This is a genomic window from Amphibacillus sp. MSJ-3 (genome assembly GCF_018919165.1).
GTDB lineage: Bacteria > Bacillota > Bacilli > Bacillales > Amphibacillaceae > Amphibacillus.
The window spans coordinates 1-22412 of sequence record NZ_JAHLQM010000037.1 but is presented as its reverse complement, the minus strand read 5'-3'; the positions used below and the strand labels follow the sequence as shown (position 1 = coordinate 22412).

Sequence of the window (22412 nt, the reverse complement as noted above, 5' to 3'; positions counted from 1 at the left end):
TCCATGAGAAGACCTCTTTTCAAATGTTAGTCGCGAAACTTACATTTATATTAGAGTGTCTTCTCTTTTTTTGTCTAGTATTTTGATTTAAGTATCATTGAGAAACATTATACACATACAATTAACAGATTGAATCTATTCTAAATACTTCGTTTTAAAATAAATTTAAAATGGATAGATAGGTTCATACCGGCAAAATGACAATACCGTTTAAACTCTTATTGCCAGCCCTTCAATGACTTGAGTTATCTGCTTTGGCATTCACCTTTTCTATCGGTGGTTCTAATTCCACAAGCGATACCCCCAACACTTCTACGGTTCGCTCTAAAAACTCATCAGATGGCTTTCTTTTGCCACGCTCAACTTCCCCTACAATCGATAAAGATATACCAGTTGCATCTGAGAATTCAATTTGGGTAAAACCTTTTAATTTTCGAAAAGCCTTTATTCTTCTGCCCCATCTCTCTTGATCCATTTTACAACGCCCCTCTTTTCTTGTTTTGGTATCAGTGACAATTGTTCATGTACAGTTCTATTAATCGTTGGTATAACTATGTTTGGATCAAGTTCTACTAGTGGCACCAAAACAAACGCCCTTTCATGCATACGTAGATGTGGAATAATCAATTTATCCTCGATAATATTTTCTTGATTATAGAGTAAAATGTCAAGATCAATTGTACGCGGCCCCCATCTTATCTCTCGCTCTCTTCCTAATTCCGCTTCGATTAGCTGACAGACCTCTAATAACTCTAATGCGGAATAACTTGTATCAATCTCAACAACCTGATTTAGAAATTTCTCTTGTTGTTCATAACCTACCGGGTCCGTCTCATAGATAGAAGACCGCTTCTTAATCGTAATTAAATCATATCGACTTAATGCCTCTAAAGCTTGCTCTAAATAGTTTTCCCGTATGGAGATGTTTGAACCTAATGCGATATATGCTCGATTCATAATATTTCACGCTCTCGATATATTTCAACTGCTACCGATTGATAGTGACCTGCTATCGGAGGATCGGGTTTAACCACTTTAACTTTACATGCTTGTAACAGTGGATAAGTGGTCAAAAGTTTGCTGGCAATTCTTTCTGCAACTGCTTCAATTAATGTATAACGTTCCTTTTCAACAATTAGCTTTGTTAGTTCATAAACCTCACCATAATGTATTGAATGTGTAAGTTCATCTGATTCACCAGCTTTTCTTAAATCTAATAATAATTCCAAATCAACGATAAATCTTTGTCCTAACACATTCTCTTCTTTAATCGCTCCATGGTAACCATAAAAAGATAAACCATTTAAATAAATTTTATCCATTCCTAGTAACACCCTTTCCAACTAGTACATCAGTCATCTTCGCAATCCGTGCATTCATCACAACATCATGAACACGCACAATGTCAACACCCTTGGTAATACCAAAAGCAGTCGTTGCACCTGTTCCTTCATCTCGTTCATCAATCGGTAGCTTAAGGACATAATCAATAATCCTTTTTCGAGAAACACCCAATAAAACAGGATAACCCATTCTTTTTAATACGTCTAGATGCCGGATCGCTTCTATGTTTTCCTCCATACTTTTTGCAAAACCAATCCCAGGATCTAAAATAATTTGCTCATCTTTTACACCATTATCCTTAGCAATTTTAATGCTCTCCAATAGATCTGTTTGCATGTCTTCAATGAAATTTTTGTAAACTGATTCTTTTCGATTATGCATTAAAACAATCGGGACTTGATAATCGGAAGCAACACGAGCAATTTCCGGATCAAACTTCGCACCCCAAATATCGTTAATGATATCAGCACCCGCTTCAAGTGCAAATCGAGCCGTTTTAGCTTTATATGTATCGATAGAAATAGGAACAGAGACAACCTCTCTTACCTTTTCTATAATAGGGACTACCCTTTCAATTTCTTCGTCCACTGATACAGGTGTATGGCCAGGGCGAGTAGATTCACCGCCGATATCAATGATATCAGCACCATTATCCACCATCCACTTAGCCTGTTCAACTGCCTTATTTAAATCATTATACTGACCACCATCCGAAAAGGAATCTGGAGTTACATTCAAGATCCCCATGATCAGTGTTTTTTGTCTTAAATCTAATTTCCCCCGTTTTGTCAAAATATATTGATTCAAGTCAATCGTCCCCTTAAGTTTTATTTTAACACCATTTATCTTTGATTAGCAGTCCCATTTCCTAAATTCTTTCATTTCATTACAATCATAACCTATTTTTTAGTCTAATCTACATCATTTTACGCTATTTTTTAAAAAACAAAAGCAGTTCCCACTTGTTTGCGAGAACTGCTGCAAATAATTATTCTTCATTAAACTGATATAAAGGTGTTGATAAATAGCGCTCCCCGTTACTTGGGATAATAGCTAAGACCTTCTTCCCTTTCCCTAAAGTCTTAGCAACTTGTTGAGCAGCATAAAGGGCAGCACCGGAAGAAACACCACCTAGTAAGCCCTCAAGTCGAGCAGCTTCTCTAGCTGTCTCATAAGCTTGATCATTTGTAACTGTAATAATCTCATCATAAATTTCGGTATTTAAAACCTCAGGAATAAAACCAGCACCAATACCTTGAATTTTATGAGGCCCCGGCTCCTTTCCTGACAACACGGCAGAATCAGTCGGTTCAACAGCATAGATCTTAATATCTTTATACTTTTCTTTTAATACCTTACCAGCTCCGGTAATCGTACCACCTGTACCGATACCAGCGATAAAAGCATCTAACTGATCGCCCATTTGTTCGACAATTTCTTTACCTGTTGTTCGTTCATGAACGGTTGGGTTAGCCTGATTTTTAAATTGCTGAGGCATGAAATAGCCATGTTCATCTTTTAGTTCCGTTGCTTTCTTAATCGCGGCATTCATTCCGCCAGACCCTGGTGTTAGGATAAGCTCTGCACCGTATGCGCGAAGTAAATTCCTCCGTTCAAGGCTCATCGTGTCTGGCATAACTAGGATCGCCCGATAACCTTTCACGGCAGCTACCATTGCAATACCGATTCCAGTATTACCACTTGTCGGTTCAATAATGGTATCCCCTTCTTTTAACTGACCGCTTTCTTCAGCCGCTTCAATCATCGCTAAAGCAATTCGATCTTTTACTGAACTCCCTGGGTTCATGTACTCTAATTTCGCATAGATTTCTGCATCGTCTGCTCCCGATAAATGATTTAACTTTACAATCGGTGTGTTGCCAATTAACTCTGCTATTGATTTTGCCACTTTCATTTTAACACCCTCCTAATTCCGAGTAATCTTATTTGTTTAATTATATGTGATTGATTTAATTTTGTCAATAAATCCAATCAATATCAAGATCATCCCAAAACATGTCTACTGTTGGTGTCTCACCTAATTCTTCAATCGCAATTTTGGCTCGAATATATTCTTTTAATTGTTCATAATCTAATTCAATTTCGGGTAACTCTCTATGCAAATAAAGAATGACATAACCCTGGTCACCTTGAAATGGCTCACTATAACTATACTGCTCCATATCATTTGTTTGATCAAAATAATTGACCGGTAAGAAGTTACTATCCTTTGTATAGAATCCGAGATAACCCCCTGCAGGTCGAGAATCATCATCAATCGAATACTCATAAGCTAAAGCCTGAAAGTCAGCCCCGTCCTCCAACTCTTGGTAAACACGGTCAGCAGTTTCTTGATCATCAACTACAATATGCGAGAGTTCCACTCGATGTGAAAAATGATACTGCGATTGGTATGTCTCATAATAAGTTTGAATATCTTCTTCCTTCACATCTACATCTTTAGTAAATAACATGTCTGTTAGCAAACGATACTCAAGCGTTTCACGCCATTCCTGTTCTGTTGCTTCTACTTGATCTTCAGGCAATTGACCAGCTAATGTAGCCAAGAAGGCTACCTCTAAATCGATTATCTCCGGGTCAACAACAAACCCGTTCTGATCAGCTAATTCAGTAATCACTTGGCGATCAATCATTTCTTTTAATCCCTCTTCACCAAAGTGTGTTTCTAAATAGCGCATCCAATCCTCATAATAAATTTCCTCTTCATTAATTGTCGCAACAGGTTCCTTTTCATCAATCTCTTCTGATGGCGGGTAATGTTTATCCGTTTCTCCTTTATCTTTATTCATTAGAATATAAGTTAGGACATTTGTGGTCATTAAAACGAGAATAATTATAAGCATCAATTTTCGCATAGGCACTATGACTCCCTAGTTTGTTTAAGCTCTATTAAATCTTCCTTTGTAAGATGATACTGCTCGTTACAAAAATGACAAGTTACCTCAGCACCGCCATCAACTTCAATCATCTGATCAATTTCCTCTAAATCTAAACTACTAATAACATTTTTTATTCTTTCCAATGAACATGTACAATGAAATTTTATTGGAAGCTTTTCTAACAAACGAAATGGTTCCTTTCCGAAGACTGCTTTAAGTATGTCCTCAGGTTCCTTCCCAGCTTGAATAAGTGAAGAAATAGCAGGAAGTGATTGAATGCTTTGTTCAATATAGTCAATTGTGTCTTCGGTAGCACCTGGCATCACTTGTATGATGAACCCACCAGCGGCTAAAACTGATTGGTCCGGATTAACTAGGACACCGGCCCCAACAGATGAGGGAACTTGCTCAGAGCTAGCAAAATAATAAGTGAAATCTTCACTAACTTCTCCCGAGACAATCGGAACCTGTCCAGTAAAGTATTCTTTCAGCCCGAGGTCTTTTACCACACTTAAGTTTCCACTTGTTCCAATAGCACGTGCTACATCTAATTTACCCTGCTGATTCAAATCAAAATCAACATGCGGATGTGTAATATATGCTCTTGCCTCTCCTTTAGCATTTGCATCTGCCACAATTGGCCCTGTTGGCCCATCTCCTTCAATCTTTACAGTAATCTTATCATCACCTTTTAACATTGCCCCCATCATCGTAGAAATGGTCAGCATTCTCCCGAGCGCAGCAGTTGCTGTTGCCCACGTATCTTGGCGACGCCTTGCTTCTTCTACTAATTCAGTTGATCGAATCGCATAGGCACGAACTGTACCTTCACACGCGGTTGCTTTTACTAAATAATCATTCAAAATAAAAACTCCTTTTTATTTAACAATTTTATATATTTCGGCTAAACCTTTTAACGTAAGTGCTGAATCAATCACATCAACTTCATAAGATTCTTTACCGATTAATTCAGCCAATCCACCTGTCGCAATCACTTTAGGATTTTGTTTACTTTCTTGCTTCATACGGCGAACAACTGCATCTACTTGTCCAACATAACCATAGAAAACCCCTGACTGAATGGCCTCAATTGTTGAAGTGCCAATAATCTTCTCTGTTTTCTCAATTTCAACACGCGGTAGCTTAGCTGCGCGATTATATAAGGCATCTACAGAAATCCCGATCCCAGGAATAATCGCTCCCCCAACATAAGCAGCAGTTTCATCAATATAACAATATGTTGTTGCTGTTCCAAAATCAATAATAATCAATGGGCTACCGTATTCTTTAATGGCCCCTACCGCATTAACAATTCGATCAGCACCAAGCTCCTTAGGACTTGGATACTTCATGTTCAAATACTTTTCAATTGGATAATCACCAACAATGATCGGACTTACATTAAAATACTTCTTTGACATTAATTCTAATGGATACATAATTGGGGGTACAACTGAAGAAATAATGACATCACTTACGACATCGAGCTTTAAACCATAATGTTTAAAAAGTGAACTGACTAAAATTCCATAGTCATCTTCTGTTTTCTCCCGATCTGTTTTAATTCGCCAGCGAAACTTTAATTTATCATTTTCAAACAAACCTAACACTGTATTTGTGTTCCCAGCATCTAAAACTAGTAACATATTATCACCACACGATTTCTAATTAAATTTCATCGATATCTTCTTCTATTTTACTGTTTTTTTTGGTAATCGCAAACTTTAATTTATCAGTCTTTTTTTACACATGCATTCTAATACTTTTAACGATAATATCAATCTTTATTCAATGGATAACGATAAAGTGGAACTTCAATCAGTTTTTCTATAGTAAGCCACAAAAATTTAAATAAAATCTTGGTTAATATGAAAAACCAGGCCAAACCCTTTTTAAAAGAGTTCACAGCCTGGTTTAATATTACTCAATCTTCTTTTTCAGCTTCATCTTTAGCTTGAATAGTCACCTTTACATCTTCTGAATTTTCTTGGTTATTTGAATTTGTTTCAAACTCACCGTCTTGTTCAGATATAACGTCGCCAGGTAATCTTCCTGTATCAAACAAAGATTTAATTTGTTTTGCATCTAATGTCTCTACTTTTAATAAAGTCTGAGCAATCAATTCTAACTTATCTTTATGTTCGGTCAGAATTTCCTTCGCTCTATCATAACACTCATTGATCATATTTTGCATTTCTTGATCAATTTCATATGCAATCGCATCACTGTAGCCAGCTTCACTCTGCATATCTCGACCTAAAAAAACCTGGTCATTACTCCCATTAAATTGTAATGGTCCGATTTTATCACTCATTCCGTATTCTGTTACCATCTTACGGACAATATTTGTTGCACGTTGAAAGTCATTATGTGCCCCAGTACTTACTTCATTGAAGATAATTTCCTCAGCTACACGACCACCTAATAACCCGGTAACCTTAGCAAGCAACTCTGGTTTCGTCATGAAATAGCGATCTTCCCTTGGTAACATTACAGCATAACCACCCGCTTGCCCCCTAGGAACAATTGTTACCTTATGAACGAAGTCTGCTTCGTCGAGTACTAAACCAATAATCGTATGTCCACTCTCGTGATAAGCAACGATATTTCTTTCTTTTTCAGAAATCACACGGCTCTTCTTAGCAGGACCAGCAATGACACGATCTGTTGCCTCATCTATATCTTCTGGTTCAATTTGTTTTTTATCACTTCGAGCCGCAACAAGTGCCGCTTCATTTAATAAGTTCTCCAAATCTGCACCAGAGAAGCCTGGTGTCCGCATTGCAATTGTTTCTAAACTAATATCTTCAGATAAAGGTTTATTACGGGCATGAACTTTTAGAATAGCTTCCCTTCCCTTTAAATCTGGACGATCAACCATGATTTGTCGATCAAAACGTCCTGGTCGAAGTAAGGCAGGGTCTAAAATATCAGCACGGTTTGTCGCGGCCATAATAATAACCCCTTCATTATCACCAAAACCATCCATTTCAACAAGCAATTGGTTTAATGTTTGTTCACGTTCATCGTGGCCACCACCAACACCCGCGCCACGCTGACGCCCAACCGCATCTATCTCATCAATAAAAACGATACAAGGTGCATTCTTTTTAGCATTTTCAAATAAGTCACGAACACGTGATGCCCCGACACCAACAAACATTTCAACAAAGTCTGAACCACTGATTGAGAAGAACGGCACACCCGCTTCTCCAGCAACTGCACGCGCAAGTAATGTTTTACCCGTTCCAGGGGGGCCAACTAACAGCATCCCTTTTGGAATTTTCGCACCTATCGCAGTAAACTTACGAGGATCTTTTAAGAAATCAACCACTTCAATAAGTTCCTGTTTCTCTTCATCAGCACCAGCGACCTCATTAAAGCTAACCTTCTTCTTATCTTCATTGTACATCTTCGCTTTACTTTTCCCAAAATTCATGACTTTATTTCCGCCACCCTGGGATTGATTCATTAAGAAGATAAATATAATCACAATAATGATAAACGGAGCTATAGTCATTAAGAAACTTAACCATGGACTTGGCTGCTCTTCTTCCTGAATGCTAAGCCCTTGATTTGCAGCCTTAAGGGTTATGTTAGCTACAATATCTGGGTTGTCTGGAATATTTGTAATAAATTCCGTTTTATCCTTATTATCTAAAATACCTGTTATTCGCATGACACCATTAGCTGGTCTCATCTCCATACTCTCTACTTCTTCATTGTCTAATACTTCCATAAACTCATTTAATTTAAATTCCTCTGTTCTATTAGCTTGTCCTGTTATAAGTTCCATAGCAGAAATAATGACAAGGAATATTACAAAATAGAAAATCAAATTACGGGTTATTCGATTCATCACTTTCCTCCTCCCAAACGAGAAAACTATAGTACATCTTATCACAGAAAAAACAAGCTTTACAAATAAATTGCCCTGTTATTTTTATAATAAAATGCTTTTGTTTTATTTTGAAAAAGTTTCAGATTTATATTCATGATCGTTGTGTTTTTTTATTCACCACCATAAATATGCGGTTTCAATACACCTATGTATGGGAGGTTTCGATACTTCTCCTGATAATCTAAACCATAACCAACAACAAATTCATTAGGTACTTTAAAACCAACGATATCCGCTTTAATATCAACTGTTCTTCCAGCTGGTTTATCAAGTAGCGTTACAATCTTTATTGAACGCGCTTTTCGATATTTAAAGAGCTCAACTAAATAATTCAATGTAAGACCAGAATCAATAATATCCTCAATAATAAGTAAATCTCTTCCCTCAACTTTGGTATTTAAATCCTTCTCGATTTTAACTTCTCCAGAAGAACGCATTTCACTACCATAGCTCGATACATCCATAAAGTCCATCTCTAAATAAGTATCCATATGGCGAAGAATATCTGACATAAAAGGTAAAGCACCTTTAAGTACTCCGATAGCTAACGGGAATTTGTCTTTATATTCTTCGGCAAGCTGACTTCCTAACTCTTTGCATTTTTCTTGAATTTCTTCTTGTGAAACTAGAATCTTCTCAATGTCACTGTGCATGCGAACCCTCCTAAAACTTATGTCTTGATTGATATGTTAATTTAATATAATGATCTTCTTTCACTGCTTTCGCTAAATCACCTTTAACTAAGCCAACAACCCAAAGCACTTCATCGTTATCCTTAACTAACAAAGGCCACTCATCACGTTGATCCAAAGGAATCTTTTTATCAATAAATACAGCTTTTACTTTTTTCCTTCCATTAACGTGCGCTAGATAAATGCGGTCCCCCGGTTGACGCGTACGGATAACTAAAGAAGGTAATTGATCAATATCAACAGGTAAATAGTATGTCCATTTATCTGTTACTGAACTTGCTATTTGTTCAACAATTTCTGCTACTAGCACATCTTCATTTGGAAGAAAGACCCGACCAGGAATAGCTAATGGCAGGAGATATTTTGTCTCTCTCTCCTGTTCAAAACGAAAGGTTAGTGTTTGGTAAGATTTGATCATTTTTAATTGTATTGGTAAATCAAATGATGCATTCGCACGACTACTATTAACGAGGTTGAGAAACTGTTGTTCATGCCTGTAATTCAAGCGATCTGGCAAATGATCATATAGATAATCTAATATTAGATGAAACAATCTTTTTTGTAAAGCAAGAGGGTGTTTTTTCAACTTATTAATTTGACATGTTACCATTTTAGGATTATCTGAAAAAATTAATACCTCACGACTTACTTTTTTTGTTTGATCTGATAAATATTGAACATCATCTACTATGTTTTCGGTCATGTGCATAATTGTCTCAGATAGATTGGGGTTTTTCTTTTTCAAAAGAGGTAAAACATTTAACCTGAAATAATTTCTTGTATAAACATCCACATCATTCGATAAATCCCGTCTCGGGACTATCCCGTGTTCGTGACAATACGCCTCAATGGTATCTTTAGTAATCGATAAAAAGGGGCGGATAATCTTACCCCTTGAAAATGGACGTACATTCTTGATCCCTTGTAAGGCATCAAGCTGAGTCCCTCTTGTTAACCGCATATAAACAGTTTCTACCTGATCATCAGCGTGGTGGGCTAAGGCTAAATAGTCCGCCTGATGTTTGATCATAAGTTGATCAAAAGCTTGATAGCGGAGAATTCTAGCGGCTTCTTGTGTGCCCATTTTATGTTCTTTCTTGTACTTCTCAACATTAACATGCTGGACTTCAAACTTAAGTTTATTTCTTTCACAAAAAAGCTGAACATAAGTAACATCCTGTTCCGATTCTTCACCACGCAAGCCATGCTCAATAATCACTGCAACTAGATCCAACTGATAAGTATATCTTTTGTCTAACAAGTATTGTAACAAGGCCATAGAATCAGGGCCTCCTGAGACACCAACCAGCATCTTTGTCCCTTTTTGAATTAACTGATGTTTTCCTATATATTGATCAACTTCTGCTACTAGCATTGCCTAAACCCTCTTTTATATTTAATCACTTATTCTGATAACTATCGTAACAGAAAAACATGGCATTATAAAGTTGCAAAGACAAATAAAATCAAGCTGATTGAAGAAAAAATAATAATTTCTAGCCAGCTCGGTTCTGAAGGATCTGACTGACTCATCATTGAAACTCTGTTTTTGTTGATGCGGCTTAAACTAGTTTTTTGAAAATCCCGTTTCATTTCACTACACTTTTGATACTGTCCCAAAAGAGCACCTTGTAAAATGACATGATAGGGTTTTAACAGGTTTGATTGCTTCAACTTCATCAGTAAATATTGTTTAGGTTGGTTTGTTTTTTTAAATTGCTTGGGATAAACATAGTTTAAAGCGATCATCGCTAATGAAAAGAGATCATATTTGGGCTCAGCTTTGCGATCACCACATTTCCAATAACCACGATCATAAAACTCCGTATATTCCTTTACCGACCGTCCAAACATTGTCACGCCACCAACATCAATAAATCTTAGCCGTGTTGGGTTTTTAGCGACAATTACATTTTCTAGTTTTAAATCACCCAAAACAAAACCTGCATGATGAAGCTGTTCAAGTTCAGTTAATAATTGCGAAAATAGCACACCAAGCCAATCAATACCATTGCGCTTAAGAAAATGATCTAATCGTTCTCCTTGTATATATTCCATCGTATAAAATGGATAGCTTTCTCCTTGTGCATTCGTCCAATCATCAACTTCGAACAAAGAAGGTCCAGGGCTCCCCCCTTGGACCTTAGCTAATTTTTTCAAGACATTTATTTCAGATGAAATGGCAGCCATCTGATCGCTTATTTTTAAGGCAACCAGATGACCATCAGTTCTTTTAACTAAATATACAGCTCCTATTGCTCCTTTTCCTAACATACCTTGAACAAGGTAACGATGATTATTCCATTTCCCAACCAATTGAGTGCCAATTGGTAAATTAAAAACTGAAATCTGCTTCTTCTGACTCAGCATTTTTCCTCAAACTCCTTAATAAACCAGATTGACCGAATAAATGTAATGCCTCTTTGAGTGCGGGTCCAGTCGGAGTTATGCCTCCACTTGTTAATTTAGGAAAAACGGTCTCCAGCTTATTAAGCTTAGCTGACCAATCCAACACTTTATCAATCGCCTTTTTCTTTCCTGGAAATGAATAAATAGCGAATTTATTATCACCTATTCTTGAATTCATACTGATCGAGAGGTCAATTAAAGCCTCCTTAACGGTCATTAGCTTCTTTTGCATACTAGCACTCGTATCAACCAAAACAAGTAATTCCATATCACATGTTTCAGTCATATCCTCAACGACTTCCATCACTTCTCCCCTCTTATCAGGTGGTAACTCTTCAATTGTTTGTTCCTCACCAAGAATTTGCCTTAATTCTTGGTTAACAACACCTTGTAGTGTCTGCGTCATTGCCTGTTTTGTTACTGCTTGAACCGTTTGACTCAAGATTTGCGGGTAAACAATTTGACAAACACCACCACCAGCCGATGCAATCTCCTCGACTTCTACTAAACTGTCAGATTCCGTTTCATTCTGATCAAGTACACCAATCACGTTAACCGTAATTCCTTGTTCCCGGATAATATTTGCGACTAGTCTGGGATCCTCTCCTTGATTAGAGCATCCATCCGTAATTAACAAAATTTGTTTTAATCTCCCTGTCTTCACTTCTCCCAACCTCCAGTTAATATGAACTACCACCATTCTCGACAGAATGACAGCTTTATATACAGGAAAACGAGATAAAGTAAACTTGCTATCCGGATTAAAGTTGGATGATTAATTAACATGAGATTGATAACTTGGAACAGTCGCCCATTTGGATTGGTATCTTTTAATCTTACCAACTAAAATTGTCATATCATCTTCTATTCGTCCAGAAGTTTGACGAATGACTTCTTCAAGTAATAGATCAGCAATATCTTGTGGGTCATCTGTATTCAATTGTTTAATGATCCGTTTTAACCAAACGGACTGATTTTCAACCATTTTGGGTGCTTCAAAAATCCCATCACTTGTCATAATTAGCAAATCACCATCTTGAAGTTGTTCATCAACGACCTCAACATCAAATTCCTTTACGATCCCAATCGGTAGATTACTGGATTCAACTTGAATCACTTGTTTCCCCCGTTTAATAAAACTAGGGGTAGAACCAATTTTTAGAAACTGAACATAAGCTGTTTGTAAATCAACCATGGCTAAATCTAATGTTGAAAATACTTCATCAGTCATTCGAAGTGAAAGAATTGAATTTATTGATTTAATAGCGACCTGTTCATCAATACCTGATTGAAGGATTTGTTGTAGTAACCTTAAGGTTTGCATGCTCTCTTCATTTGCCCGCCTACCATTCCCCATTCCATCACTAATCGCCAAGGCAAATTTCCCAGCGGCCAGTTCCATCGTTGAATAACTATCACCTGAAATAAAACCACCATTTTGCGCTGCATGTGAAATCCCAACATCTAATTGATATTTCTTCGCCGAATGAAAGATTAAAAAGCAATAACCATTTGGCATCGGCGAAATCTCTTCTTCCTTAACGACAACTGTTTCTTGTAAGATATCCGATAAAATAGGCGCGATAATTTTCTCACCCTCGCCATGATATTGATAAACAGATAGTGTCATTTCAATATCAATCTCACCTTTTCTTAAGGAATATATATCAAGTTGATCAACTTCAATACCGATCGAATGTAATGCAGTTATAATTTGCTGTTCTTGTTGATCATGATGGTCACGTTCATTAACAATCTCTTTAGCAAAATCATTCATCACTTCTGACACTCCCAATAGTTGATCTGCGACGAACCTACGACTCTCCCCCACTTGCCACCTTAATTGTTGATTTGCTTTATAATAAGATAATTCTTCCTTCATCACCGCTTCAACTTTATGTGCTTTAACACAATGTCTACCGAATTTAGCCTCTGTCATCTGTGAAACAGCTCCATTCTCACTTAATTCGCACTTCATTTGTTTCATATGTTGATAGGTATCATCAAAATGCTCTGACCAACACCAAGCTTTTTTAAAACAAGTTTGACAGGTTCTTTCCGTTACATGACTTAAAAAATCATCGGTATCCTTTTGATCATTTTCAATCTCAGGCTCTTCAACCAGCTTACCAGTAAACGTTTTTGATAAGGCCATAAACACATCAGAAAATTGTTCCATTCGATTCGCGGTCACATCTCGGAGTTTCTGTAAATATTGCTGTTGCTCCTCAAATTGTTCATTCGTTCCAGGAATATAACGTGCAATAATTTGAAAAAAGTATTTTGGTGTGAGTAAAAATAAAATAATCGATATCAGTGATGTAAGCATAGATGAAAGCAGCGTCTCCATCTCCGCACCATAAAAGCCAAGTAGGAATGTCCCAACGAGCAAGCCCCCACTAACCGCTAACTTTTTACCTTCCTTCATCAATCCACCTAATAGACCACTAAAAGCTAATAAACTCATTTGAATAAGTGTCGGCTCATTAACTAGGCTTAAAATCAACCCAATCACTACACCGACTGTTGCTCCTATTGTCGGCCCTCCTGTCAGGGCAAATAATAAGATTATGTATCGAGAAACAACGTAATCGAGATTCACACCATGGATAACCACACCTGAAAATCCTGCTAATACAGAGGTAATTAAAATCACAAATGAAATCATCTCTTCATTTTTTAAATTTGCCTTATACCGCTTTGGTGTTAGTAATGGTGTGCTCTGAATAAAAATAAGGAAGAGAACCGCACTTAAAAGTGACTCCATGAAAGCAATAAATCCTGTATAAGCCGTCAAATCTCCTGTTAAAATAGCAAATGTAATTCGACTAAGTAGATTAACGAGGAAGATAATATAAGGTAGGTATTTTTTCGATTCAACCAATAAGCCTAATGAGACAAAAAAACCAAAAAAGATAAAACTAATTAATAAAAGAATTAAATTAGAAAAGCTAATCGTAAGTGCTCCTATCAAGCTCCAAAAAATCACTAAACGGCAACGTTCTCTTTTTACTATCCAAACACTTACTAAATAAGCAAGTGAAAATGGAATCAACTCATCTAGGATAACAGCTCGTCCTAATAGAAAAGCAACCACGTATAATGATATATCCTTTTCACTCACAAACTGATAACTTTTTTTCAACCATTTTACGCTTCGACTTGTTTTCAATTTTTCTGCATAAATACTCGAACCCATTGCCACAGTTTGTTCACCTCTTTACTAGTATGTGCTCTATTAAATCACAGATCTACTACATAATTTGTCAAAATATCAGTGCAAAACGAAAGAATCTTTCGACTTCTTTCTATCAAAAAATGGCTCGATAGATGCTTATATTTATTTGAAATTTAGAAATGCAGAAGACAAAACCTCAAAAACTATTGACATGTTTAATATGTTATTGTATGATATCACTTGTGTCTTTGAAAGATTTTATAATAATGATGGCGGCGTAGCTCAGCTGGCGAGAGCGTACGGTTCATACCCGTGAGGTCGTGGGTTCGATCCCCTCCGCCGCTACTAAAAAAGAAAATCGAGTTGTTCAACTAATTTTTAGTCGAACAACTCGATTTTTATATTTTTTCTGGAATTATATTTTGCCCCTATCTATTCACTTAATTCATACGATCATTAAGTATTTAACGAACAAGAGAATTTCATCATTAACATTACCAGTCACAATTGACCTAGATCCGTAAGCTAATACTCCATGGAGACGCAGATCCCCACGGAGTATTAAATAAACGAATTGGACTTAACCTGACTGTCGAATCCACACATATTGTTCGCCTGTACGAATGAAGCAGGTGCTTACACAATCAGTTAATCCACAATAAAAGCCATTATCCGATAGACTAAAAATGATTCAGTATGATTACTCCTATTGTTAAAGCACACATGATGACCATACTTAATGTATCACATGCTTTCCATTTTAATTGGCGGAAGCTTGATCGCTTTTGACCTGATTGATATCCCCTTACTTCCATCACATCAGCCATTTCTTCTGCCCTTTTTAATGAACTAGCAAATAGCGGAATAATTAGTGGAACAATTTTCTTCATTTGCTCGATTAAATGACCTTCACCAAACACAACACCCCGCGCTCGCTGAGCATCAAGGACTTTCTGTGTTTCATCTAGTAGATTAGGAATAAATCGTAATGAAATCGAGAGCATCAAAGAAAAATCAGCTGTTGAAATCCCTAATAATCGTAAAGGTTTCAACAAGGCATCAATAGCATCTGTTAAATCAATGGGTTTAGTTGTTAACGTCAAAACAGTTGAAACAAAAATAATCATGACAAATCGGCTGAATGTATAAAAGCCTAATAATAGTCCAAAACTCGAAATCATCAAGGGGCCTTTACTATAATAAATCGTCCCTCCACCAGTAAAAAGAATTCGCAAAAAAACAGCCATTAAAATCAGCCAGATTAATGGTTTCACACCTTTAAGGTAGGTTGAAAAAGAGACACCTGACATCCACATTAACATCATTGTGAAGGCAAAGAGCCAAAGATAACTCAATACATTTTCCGCTAAAAAGAGTAAACCAATAAAGTAAATAGCTGCCACTAATTTCGCACGTGGATCTAGATGATGTAAATAAGAATTACCCGGGAAATACCGTCCTAAAATTAACTTATTCATAAATGTTGTTCCTCAATCAGAAGATCGATGAGTTCTTCCTTTGTTAAACTCACTTTGGGTAGCTTTATCCCCTTCTTCTGTTCTATTTGCTGTTGTAAATAAATAACGTCTGGTAAATCAAGTCCAAAGTCAGTCAATTGCTGATATTGATTAAAGAAGGATCTAGTCGCTTGGTGACAAATTACCTTCCCTTGCTCCATGATTAAGACATGATCGGTGTATTCTGCAACATCATTCATATCATGTGTCACGATAAGGACCGTCATATGCTCTTTCATATTTAGTTGTTTAATCAAGGATAAAATTTGTTTCTTCCCTTCCGGGTCCAATCCTGCTCCTGGTTCATCTAAGACTAGTACATCTGGCTTTGTTGCTAGTACACCAGCAAGGGCTACACGGCGTTGCTGGCCACCCGATAATGAAAATGGCGAACGATTTAATATATCTGAGCTTAATCCAACTTGATCAAGACTTTCCTTAACGCTCCTGTTTATTTGTTCCTGGTCAAAGCCAAAATTCCTTGGTCCAAAGGCTATATCAGCCTCAACCGTTTCAGCAAAAAGCTGATTCTCAGGAAATTGAAAGACCATGCCAACTCGTTTCCTTACTTTATTTAACTGTTCTTTTTCCGGTGCCCTTGTTAGTTGAATATCTCCCACTTGAATCAACCCTGTCGATGGGCTTAATAGCCCGTTGATCAACTTTAATAGGCTTGATTTACCTGCACCAGTTTGCCCAATAACCGCAGTAAACGTTCCGGACTCAATGTGAACCGAGACATCATCAATTACGTTTCTTGTTCGAATCGGACCTAATTGATAGTCTGCTTTTACTTCTTCAAATTTTATTTGCATAACCATGCCACCAACTCATCATTTGACATATAATGATCAGGAATAGAAAACCCTTTTCGCATAAGTTCGCGACGAAATTGCTCAGCAAATGGAGGCTCCAAGTCTTTATTGCGGTTATAAACCGCCCGAACACTTCCCTGATCGACAACCCGACCATCATTAAGAACCATAACTTGGTCAGCTAAAACCGTTTCGTTGTAATCATGTGTAATTGAAATAATCGTTAAATGATTCTGTTTTTGAAGTGATTTCAATAATTTCAGTAATTCTCTTCGGCTTTTTGGATCAAGCATAATAAAAGCTTCATCAAAGATTACTAGTTCTGGCTTCAAGGCTAAAACACTAGCAATAGCTACTCGCTGCTTTTGCCCTCCAGATAGCTGAGAGGGATCTTTATCTCTCAATTCATACATACCAACTTGTTTAAGTGCAGTAAATACACGTTGTTTCATTTCTGGGTACTGGATATTTAAATTTTCCAATCCAAAGGCGACATCATCTTGAACAGTTGTCCCAATAAATTGATTATCTGGATTTTGAAAAACAATACCGATTTTTTCCCGTAACCTCTGTTTGTTTTGTTCATTCACTTCTTCCTGATTAAATTGAATTGAACCCGACTCTGGACTGGCTAATCCAACGATTAATCTTGCTAACGTTGATTTTCCCGAACCATTACCACCTACAATAGCTAACCACTGACCACGCATAACATCAAAGGATGTGTCAGATAAAACATATTTTTCATCCCTAAGATCATAACGATAGAAGATATTATCTACACTTAAAATCGGATATTGTTCCATCTTAGCCACATCCCTCCTATTAAATCCATAATATAGAAATTAAGAACAAAACAAAAATTGAACCATTGACAAGGACAAGATTTTTAACAGATACACTAAAAGTCTCTGCTTTAAGCTGTTTTTTATTGAATTTACTAACATTTTTATAAACAGGGTAGGCAATGAATAGAGCTGCCAATAAAGTTATTGGTAGTAAATCTAGCAAAACAACAATGAGTAAAATAATAAATACAAGGATATAAATAAGATTAAATAATCGGATCGCATTTCTTTTACCGATATAATAAGGAAGCGTAAAGCGGAAATTCTTAATATCATCGTCCAAATCACAAATATTATTTGCCAACATCAAATTAGAAATCGTCAAGACACTTGGTAAAGAAATCAGTAATATTTCAATTAATTTCACGAGATCCGCCTCAAACTGAACGGTTGTTCCATCAAGAAATAGACTAACAATTCCCTGATCATATGCATTAACATAAACAGTTAAAAATACAATTCCAAATCCCATTGTTAAACCTGAGAAGACTTCCCCCAAAGGCATGCGTGATAATGGGATCGGTCCAAACGTATAGAAGATACCAATTCCAAAGCAAAGCATGCCAATCAATAAAACAAATAAATCCGTGCGATACACGAGCCAAAGCCCTAAACCCGTAGAGATTATTAACATGGAAAAGATAATTACCCTAACTAAACTTATCGGAATCTTAGCTTGTCCAATAATATTGTGCTTGTTTCGATAGGCATCCGAACTTGCCTTTTGATAATCCATATAATTGTTAATGGCTGTTGTTGTTAAATCAAATAGTAACATCGCGACGAAGAAAATAATTGTATTTGTAAGATTAAAGCGCTCATAACGATAAATAACGAATAGTAAGCCAATTAAAAAAGGAAATAAACTTGCGATTTTCGTTTGAATTTCCACTAGTTTCAAAAAAGTCTTAACAGACATGTTCCCCCTCCTGCTCTATTTTTCAATGATTTCAAAGTGATCATTCGTCAATTCAAATTCATCTACTAAGCCTGAACTTAAAATAATTTTTTGATCTTTTGTTACAAAAATTGCCTCAGCACCATCAAAAGACTCAATAAAATCCAAGCCCTGATCTAAGCCCTTGGAAAAGACAACTGTAGATAAAGCATCCCCATCAATAGATGCATCACTAACAATGGTCACACCGGCAATTTCATTGTCAAAAGGATAACCTGTATTCGGATCGAGTAAGTGATGATATTGAGTCCCATCAACTTCAAGATATCTTTCATAAATACCAGAGGTCACAATTGATTGATCACTGACTTTAATTCGACCAACGATCTCACCGCGAGCTAAAAAGGGATTTTGAATGCCGACTGTCCATAGATCACCCGTTGGACGATGACCCATCACAAAGATATTGCCACCTAAATCAATAATCGCTGATGTGACACCCTCATCGGCTAACAATTTACAAATATCATCAGTAATATATCCTTTAGCGATTGCCCCAAAATCTAATTGCATATCCTCCTCAAGCAAAAAAACAGATTGTTTCTCAGGATTTAATTGGATTTTTTCATGATCAATCAACGGTAAAACCTGATCTATTTCTTGCTGGTCAGGTTTTCTAGCATCACTAAATCCAATTCTCCATAAGTTTGTTAATGGACCAACTGTAATATCAAAGCTGCCATTAGATAGATCCCCATATTCAATACTTTTCTCTATTAAATAATAGAGTTCATCTGACACTTGAACAGGCTCAGTACCAGCTTTTCTATTGATCTCCGAGACCTCTGTTGAACTTATTTCATCACTAATTATATTTTCTAACTCCTCAATCCGGTCAAAAGCTTGTTCAAGGACATACTCTTTATCAGAATCATATATACTTAAATTAACAACCGTACCAAGCAAAAATTCTGTATCTCGATAAGGGGATTCTAATAATTCAGCTTGATCCGATGAACAACCAACTAAAGTCATTAAACCAATCCAAATAAAAGCAAGGCGCTTTTTATTAATCATAAATTCAATCTCTCCTAACTAACAGTAGTAAATACATGTGAAGTTTATCACATTTGTAAACCCTAAGAAATGAGTATACCACTTTTAAAAAAACACGTCTATTTGATAAATTAGAATCGTAAATTGTTCACAAGTTCGCTTGACCAATAAGGCGGAACTTCAATCATTTGGGGCCTACATGCCCTAGGTCATGCAGACCTTAGCACAGGACGCAGTATGTTTAGTTTGCCTGCCCCTATCCCCGCTGACTGGGACTACGTTTACTCGTCCCACCGAGGACATTTGCGGTTACTCACCCCATCGAAAACATTTATTAGATGAACAAATTAAGCCTTTATTAACTGTTGATCTCCCATCTTACTATCCGATCAGTTCTCGTGTATGATAGAAGTTGACCTCTTACAGTCAAGCAATCTAAGTTAAAGACTCACCTTATACGAATCAGTTTTTTATAACTCTTATTTTACCCCGTTTTTATTAGGATGTGAATATTAAAACTACCTTTTCGTTTAATAATTATTATATAGCGTTTAAACTTTACGCATTTTTTTATATAATATCTATAAAAAGTCCTAGACAAGCCAACTAATTAAGGCTACAATAGTTATCGTTGTTCATATATTCACATTAATCATTTTTTGACAAGATAATTTTAATAGAGGAGTGAAAAAATGGCAAATAAAAATATCGTCATCATCGGTGCTGGTTATGCTGGCGTACATGCCGCTAAAAAATTAGCAAGGAAATTTAAAAAAGATGATTCTGTATCTATTACCTTAATAGACCGCCATTCTTACCATACAATGATGACAGAATTACATGAAGTTGCAGCGCATCGTGTCGAACCAGATGCAATTCAATTTGACCTTCGGCGACTTTTTAACCGAACAAAAGTGAAACTAGTCACAGATAATGTGACACATGTCGATCATGAGACAAAAACAATTAAAACAGAGCATGGACAGTATAGCTATGACTACCTAATTTTAGGTATGGGTGGTGAGCCAAACGACTTTGGTACACCTGGTGTAGAAGAACATGCCTTCACATTATGGTCATGGGAGGATGCTGTTAAACTAAGAGAACATATTGAAAAAACGGTTGCCAAAGCTGCAACTATACACGATGAAGCGAAACGACGTGCGATGCTCACCTTTACTGTTTGTGGTTCTGGCTTTACAGGAATTGAACTTGTGGGTGAACTGGTTGAATGGAAAGAACGTTTAGCCAAAAACAATAAAATTGACGTTGACGAAATCACATTATATGTCGTTGAATCTGCTCCAACTATTTTAAATATGTTAGAACGTCGTGATGCAGATAAAGCTGAGGCTTATCTAATTAAAAAGGGTGTAAAGATCCTAAAGGAATCACCAATTGTAGAAGTGCGTGAAAATGAAGTTGTCTTAAAGAATGGAGATACCATTCCAACTTACACTTTAGCGTGGACAGCAGGTGTTCAAGCGAATTCAGATACAGAAGACTTCGGTATGGAACAAGCACGTTCAGGACGTCTTAAAGTAAATGAATACATGGAATCTGATCAATATGAAAATGTCTATGTTGTTGGAGACCTCACTTATTTCGAAGAAGAACCTGGGAAACCAACACCCCAAATTGTCGAAGCTGCTGAACAAACAGGTGTAACTGCGGCTAAGAATATTATCGCAGATATTAACGGTGGAGAAAAAGTAGCCTACCAAGGGAAATATCACGGTATTATGGTATCAATCGGGGCTCGTTACGGTGTAGCTAACTTAATGGGGATTCACTTAAGCGGATGGTTTTCAAACTTTGTTAAGCATATGGTTAATCTTTATTACTTCTTTGGTATTTATAGCGGCTATTATATGGTTAAATATATTCAACATGAATTTTTCCAAACAAAAGATAAGCGCAATATTTTCCGTGATATGTTTACACGTTACGGAAACGTCCTATGGAGTGTACTACTTCGTGTCTATTTAGGTTTCTTCTGGCTCATTGAAGGTGGCGCAAAGCTATGGGGACAAGAAACCTGGGACGAAGCTACCTCTAGCATTAAAAAGCTACCACTATTGTTCAAAGGTCTTGGTGAAGATTCATGGTTGATCTCTTCAACAGTTAACATGGACCTTCCTTGGTTACAAGATGCGACAAGTGGTGCAACTGACGCAACAAGTGCAGCATCTGACGCCGCAGTAGAATGGGCAGATCCAATCCTTAGTAAAATGCCTGGTTGGTTTGCCTGGATAATGGAATTTATGATGCCGACAGCAGAAGTTGCAGTATTTATGCAAAGAATGATGGTCTTTATTGAACTTGCTATTGGTTTAGCTCTTATTTTCGGTTTATTTACATGGTTAGCTAACCTAGCTAGTGCTGGTTTCCTAGTTATGTTTACCTTAACCGCTATGCTTGGTTGGGATAAAGCATGGGCGTTTCCAGCTTCCATTGCTCTAATGAACGGTTCAGGCCGTAGCCTGGGGCTTGATTATTGGGTTATTCCTTTTATTCAAAAGAAATTAAGTCGTTTTTGGTACGGAAAAGAGCAGTCCATCTACCAGGATAAATAAGCATTAATGATCAGCGACAGACTCTTTTTTAAAAAAGGGTCTTTCGCTATCTTATCTATAGTCAACTTTAATTGAACGCATTTTTATGGATCACTTGCGTTCTTTTTTCACATCAAGAGGTTTACTTTCGGAATGAAACCAAGCACTTCAATGACATTGAAAGACCTGCGGTGATATGTCAATAACAAAATAAAAGCTTATTTAATTATCAAGGTACAATTAGCTTAAAAAAGACATCACTAAGCTAGGACCAGTCTTTTAATGTAAAAAACTGGATG

At 36.7% G+C, this 22412-nt stretch carries 20 protein-coding genes and 1 tRNA gene; 2 read left to right on the top strand and 19 right to left on the bottom strand.

The features are described 5' to 3' along the window. Nucleotides 1-232 precede the first annotated feature (232 nt). The 14 genes from KQI76_RS10205 to spoIIE form a co-directional block, all read right to left on the bottom strand. A complete protein-coding gene (locus KQI76_RS10205) occupies nt 233-475 on the bottom strand; it encodes a helix-turn-helix domain-containing protein (protein WP_216400210.1) in 243 nt (80 codons plus the stop codon). Next, nucleotides 445-957 carry a 2-amino-4-hydroxy-6-hydroxymethyldihydropteridine diphosphokinase gene (folK, locus tag KQI76_RS10200; protein WP_216400209.1) on the bottom strand — a complete coding sequence of 171 codons (513 nt, stop codon included), beginning with the start codon at nt 955-957 and terminating at the stop codon, nt 445-447. The genes KQI76_RS10205 and folK overlap by 31 nt, the downstream gene beginning before the upstream one ends. After that, a complete protein-coding gene (folB, locus tag KQI76_RS10195) occupies nt 954-1322 on the bottom strand; it encodes a dihydroneopterin aldolase (RefSeq protein ID WP_216400208.1) in 369 nt (122 codons plus the stop codon). The genes folK and folB overlap by 4 nt, the downstream gene beginning before the upstream one ends. Further along, on the bottom strand, nt 1315-2091 hold the full coding sequence (gene folP / locus KQI76_RS10190; protein WP_216400212.1) for a dihydropteroate synthase: 777 nt from the start codon (nt 2089-2091) through the stop codon (nt 1315-1317). Before folP ends, folB begins: the two co-directional genes overlap by 8 nt. Nucleotides 2092-2332: 241 nt before the next feature. Then, the gene (gene cysK, locus KQI76_RS10185) at nt 2333-3259 is read right to left on the bottom strand and encodes a cysteine synthase A (protein ID WP_216400207.1); all 927 of its coding nucleotides are present in this window, start codon (nt 3257-3259) and stop codon (nt 2333-2335) included. A 64-nt stretch (nt 3260-3323) separates the two neighbouring features. After that, nucleotides 3324-4220, bottom strand: a complete 897-nt coding sequence (locus tag KQI76_RS10180; RefSeq protein WP_216400206.1) for a peptidylprolyl isomerase — start codon at nt 4218-4220, stop codon at nt 3324-3326. 5 nt (nt 4221-4225) lie between these two features. Further along, complete coding sequence (gene hslO / locus KQI76_RS10175; RefSeq protein WP_216400205.1) at nt 4226-5107, bottom strand: Hsp33 family molecular chaperone HslO; 882 nt, start codon at nt 5105-5107, stop codon at nt 4226-4228. Between the two features lie 15 nt (nt 5108-5122). Further along, on the bottom strand, nt 5123-5890 hold the full coding sequence (locus tag KQI76_RS10170; RefSeq protein WP_216400204.1) for a type III pantothenate kinase: 768 nt from the start codon (nt 5888-5890) through the stop codon (nt 5123-5125). A 278-nt stretch (nt 5891-6168) separates the two neighbouring features. Further along, nucleotides 6169-8103, bottom strand: coding sequence for an ATP-dependent zinc metalloprotease FtsH (gene ftsH / locus KQI76_RS10165; protein ID WP_216400203.1), 1935 nt, complete (start codon nt 8101-8103; stop codon nt 6169-6171). Between the two features lie 152 nt (nt 8104-8255). Then, nucleotides 8256-8798, bottom strand: coding sequence for a hypoxanthine phosphoribosyltransferase (gene hpt, locus KQI76_RS10160; RefSeq protein ID WP_216400202.1), 543 nt, complete (start codon nt 8796-8798; stop codon nt 8256-8258). Between the two features lie 10 nt (nt 8799-8808). After that, nucleotides 8809-10212: a tRNA lysidine(34) synthetase TilS gene (gene tilS, locus KQI76_RS10155; RefSeq protein WP_216400201.1), complete on the bottom strand. Its 1404-nt coding sequence runs from the start codon at nt 10210-10212 to the stop codon at nt 8809-8811. Nucleotides 10213-10277: 65 nt separating this feature from the next. Further along, nucleotides 10278-11207, bottom strand: coding sequence for a protein kinase domain-containing protein (locus KQI76_RS10150; RefSeq protein WP_216400200.1), 930 nt, complete (start codon nt 11205-11207; stop codon nt 10278-10280). Then, a complete protein-coding gene (locus KQI76_RS10145) occupies nt 11173-11910 on the bottom strand; it encodes a vWA domain-containing protein (protein WP_216400199.1) in 738 nt (245 codons plus the stop codon). Before KQI76_RS10145 ends, KQI76_RS10150 begins: the two co-directional genes overlap by 35 nt. A 111-nt stretch (nt 11911-12021) precedes the next feature. Further along, nucleotides 12022-14445, bottom strand: a complete 2424-nt coding sequence (gene spoIIE / locus KQI76_RS10140; RefSeq protein ID WP_216400211.1) for a stage II sporulation protein E — start codon at nt 14443-14445, stop codon at nt 12022-12024. Nucleotides 14446-14695: 250 nt separating this feature from the next. Here spoIIE and KQI76_RS10135 point away from each other — a divergent pair. Beyond that, a tRNA-Met gene (locus KQI76_RS10135) sits at nt 14696-14769 on the top strand. 335 nt (nt 14770-15104) lie between these two features. On the opposite strand, the gene KQI76_RS10130 is transcribed toward KQI76_RS10135, so the two are convergent. Genes KQI76_RS10130 through KQI76_RS10110 form a run of 5 tightly spaced genes read right to left on the bottom strand, consistent with a single transcriptional unit; the run spans nt 15105 to nt 19579 of the window. Continuing rightward, on the bottom strand, nt 15105-15902 hold the full coding sequence (locus tag KQI76_RS10130; RefSeq protein WP_216400198.1) for an energy-coupling factor transporter transmembrane component T family protein: 798 nt from the start codon (nt 15900-15902) through the stop codon (nt 15105-15107). Then, a complete protein-coding gene (locus tag KQI76_RS10125) occupies nt 15899-16756 on the bottom strand; it encodes an energy-coupling factor transporter ATPase (RefSeq protein ID WP_216400197.1) in 858 nt (285 codons plus the stop codon). The genes KQI76_RS10130 and KQI76_RS10125 overlap by 4 nt, the downstream gene beginning before the upstream one ends. After that, nucleotides 16747-17562, bottom strand: coding sequence for an energy-coupling factor transporter ATPase (locus KQI76_RS10120; RefSeq protein ID WP_216400196.1), 816 nt, complete (start codon nt 17560-17562; stop codon nt 16747-16749). Before KQI76_RS10120 ends, KQI76_RS10125 begins: the two co-directional genes overlap by 10 nt. A 19-nt stretch (nt 17563-17581) precedes the next feature. After that, complete coding sequence (gene menA / locus KQI76_RS10115) at nt 17582-18523, bottom strand: 1,4-dihydroxy-2-naphthoate polyprenyltransferase (protein WP_216400195.1); 942 nt, start codon at nt 18521-18523, stop codon at nt 17582-17584. A gap of 15 nt (nt 18524-18538) precedes the next feature. Then, complete coding sequence (locus KQI76_RS10110) at nt 18539-19579, bottom strand: FAD:protein FMN transferase (protein WP_216400194.1); 1041 nt, start codon at nt 19577-19579, stop codon at nt 18539-18541. Nucleotides 19580-20250: 671 nt separating this feature from the next. Between KQI76_RS10110 and KQI76_RS10105 the strand changes: the two genes are divergently transcribed. Next, entirely contained in the window at nt 20251-22134 is a 1884-nt protein-coding gene (locus tag KQI76_RS10105) for an FAD-dependent oxidoreductase (protein ID WP_216400193.1), read from the top strand. Nucleotides 22135-22412: the final 278 nt, after the last annotated feature.

Bases quoted from the DNA above. Each gene is read 5' to 3' on its own strand.
- KQI76_RS10205 (WP_216400210.1), bottom strand. From the start codon at position 475: ATGGATCAAGAGAGATGGGGCAGAAGAATAAAGGCTTTTCGAAAATTA.
- folK (WP_216400209.1), bottom strand. From the start codon at position 957: ATGAATCGAGCATATATCGCATTAGGTTCAAACATCTCCATACGGGAA.
- folB (WP_216400208.1), bottom strand. From the start codon at position 1,322: ATGGATAAAATTTATTTAAATGGTTTATCTTTTTATGGTTACCATGGA.
- folP (WP_216400212.1), bottom strand. From the start codon at position 2,091: ATGGGGATCTTGAATGTAACTCCAGATTCCTTTTCGGATGGTGGTCAG.
- cysK (WP_216400207.1), bottom strand. From the start codon at position 3,259: ATGAAAGTGGCAAAATCAATAGCAGAGTTAATTGGCAACACACCGATT.
- KQI76_RS10180 (WP_216400206.1), bottom strand. From the start codon at position 4,220: ATGCGAAAATTGATGCTTATAATTATTCTCGTTTTAATGACCACAAAT.
- KQI76_RS10170 (WP_216400204.1), bottom strand. From the start codon at position 5,890: ATGTTACTAGTTTTAGATGCTGGGAACACAAATACAGTGTTAGGTTTG.
- ftsH (WP_216400203.1), bottom strand. From the start codon at position 8,103: ATGAATCGAATAACCCGTAATTTGATTTTCTATTTTGTAATATTCCTT.
- hpt (WP_216400202.1), bottom strand. From the start codon at position 8,798: ATGCACAGTGACATTGAGAAGATTCTAGTTTCACAAGAAGAAATTCAA.
- tilS (WP_216400201.1), bottom strand. From the start codon at position 10,212: ATGCTAGTAGCAGAAGTTGATCAATATATAGGAAAACATCAGTTAATT.
- KQI76_RS10150 (WP_216400200.1), bottom strand. From the start codon at position 11,207: ATGCTGAGTCAGAAGAAGCAGATTTCAGTTTTTAATTTACCAATTGGC.
- spoIIE (WP_216400211.1), bottom strand. From the start codon at position 14,445: ATGGGTTCGAGTATTTATGCAGAAAAATTGAAAACAAGTCGAAGCGTA.
- KQI76_RS10130 (WP_216400198.1), bottom strand. From the start codon at position 15,902: ATGAATAAGTTAATTTTAGGACGGTATTTCCCGGGTAATTCTTATTTA.
- KQI76_RS10125 (WP_216400197.1), bottom strand. From the start codon at position 16,756: ATGCAAATAAAATTTGAAGAAGTAAAAGCAGACTATCAATTAGGTCCG.
- KQI76_RS10120 (WP_216400196.1), bottom strand. From the start codon at position 17,562: ATGGAACAATATCCGATTTTAAGTGTAGATAATATCTTCTATCGTTAT.
- menA (WP_216400195.1), bottom strand. From the start codon at position 18,523: ATGTCTGTTAAGACTTTTTTGAAACTAGTGGAAATTCAAACGAAAATC.
- KQI76_RS10110 (WP_216400194.1), bottom strand. From the start codon at position 19,579: ATGATTAATAAAAAGCGCCTTGCTTTTATTTGGATTGGTTTAATGACT.
- KQI76_RS10105 (WP_216400193.1), top strand. From the start codon at position 20,251: ATGGCAAATAAAAATATCGTCATCATCGGTGCTGGTTATGCTGGCGTA.